The organism is Methylobacterium sp. Leaf91 (assembly GCF_001422815.1).
Lineage (GTDB): Bacteria > Pseudomonadota > Alphaproteobacteria > Rhizobiales > Beijerinckiaceae > Methylobacterium.
Map to the genome: position 1 here is coordinate 1 of NZ_LMMP01000047.1, position 1541 is coordinate 1541.

1 protein-coding gene and 1 pseudogene are annotated in these 1541 nt (G+C 67.2%); one reads left to right on the forward strand and one right to left on the reverse strand.

Annotated features, from left to right (window positions below):
* Nucleotides 1–125 precede the first annotated feature (125 nt).
* A pseudogene (locus ASF32_RS19895) lies at nucleotides 126–401 on the reverse strand (transposase); the annotation flags it as partial.
* 42 nt (nucleotides 402–443) lie between these two features.
* Between ASF32_RS19895 and ASF32_RS19900 the strand changes: the two are divergent.
* Nucleotides 444–1469 (forward strand): IS110 family transposase, encoded by a 1026-nt coding sequence (locus ASF32_RS19900; RefSeq protein ID WP_056432534.1) that lies wholly within the window; start codon nucleotides 444–446, stop codon nucleotides 1467–1469.
* Nucleotides 1470–1541 lie beyond the last annotated feature (72 nt).

Genomic DNA, 1541 nt, shown 5'->3' on the forward strand with positions numbered 1-1541 from the left:
GATCCCGCTGCAGATCAGACGCCGTATACATGGCCGCAACCGACCAGTTCACCCGAACCGATCCGACATCCTTGACCCGCAGGAGTCATCCATACACGGGTTGAAGTCGCTACGCGGTCCTTCGGTTCAGGGCTGTAGGCCGGCAGGTAGCGGATCCGTGCGCCGGCCGCCTCGATGGCCTCGCGGATACCGGCCACCTTGTGGACGTTCAGGTTGTCGAGGATGACGGTGTCGCCCTGTTTCAGCTCTGGGACCAGGGTGTCGGTCACGTAGGTGCGGAAGCGTGCCCCGTTCGTGGCCCCATCGAACAGGGCGACGGCTGTGGGACCGCTGGTGCGCAGGGCGGCGGTGACGGTGGTGGTCTTGTAATGATGGGGTGGACGCCCCCGACGGCATCGACGTGCCAGATTGGTGGTGTTGTGAACCACCCGAGGGAGGCGTCCGTGACAGAGGTTAGCATCATCGGCCTGGATCTGGCCAAGAACGTCTTCCAGGCGCACGGCGCGAACGCTGCCGGTGCGCCGATCTTCCGCAAGAAGCTGCGGCGGGAGCAGGTGCTGGCCTTCTTTGCGGCCCAACCACCCTGCCTCGTGGCGATGGAGGCCTGCCCCGGCGCTCATCATTGGGGCCGCGAGATTGGCAAGCTCGGTCACACGGTCAAGCTGATCGCGCCTGCCTACGTGAAGCCCTTCGTCAAGCGCCAGAAGAACGACGCGGCCGATGCCGAGGCGATCTGCGAGGCCGCGCAGCGTCCGACCATGCGCTTCGTTGCCGTGAAGAGCGAAGCCAAGCAGGCCTCCGCGGTGATCTTCCGGACCCGCGACGTGTTGGTCGGCCAGCGCACCCAGCTCATCAACGCGATCCGCGGCCATCTTGCCGAGTACGGCCTGATCGCGCCGCAGGGGCCCGCCCATATCGAGCGGTTGATCGCGCAGATCGAGGATCCCGCTTCGGACATTCCTCCAGCCGCCCGCGCCGGCCTCGCCGTTCTCGTCTGTGCGCTCCGCCATCTGCAGGAGCAGACCGCAACCCTGGATGCTGAGATCGCCACGCGCGCGAAGGCCGACGATACGGCACGGCGGCTGATGAGCGTGCCGGGCATCGGCCCGCTGATCGCCACTGCCATCGAGGCCCTGGCCCCGCCCGTTGAGACGTTTCGTTCGGGCCGCGACTTCGCCGCCTGGGTCGGGCTGACACCGGTGCAGCGCTCGACCGGCGGCAAAGAGCGCCTGGGTCGCACCTCGCGCATGAGCGAGCGGACGCTGAGACGCCTGCTCATCATCGCGGCCAGCGCAGTGGTACGCTGGGCCAAGCGCAAGGGCGTGCCGGCCGACTCATGGCTTGGCCAAATGCTCGCTCGCAAGCCGCCGATGCTGGTCATCGTAGCTGTGGCGAACAAGAACGCGCGCATCGCGTGGGCCCTTCTGACGAAGGGTGGGATCTACCGAGCTCCGGCCGTCACCGCGTAGGCGGGGCGGACGCGAGGCTGTCGGAGGGCGTGAGGAGGTCGACGGACAGGTATGGCGCAACGTCGGTGAAAC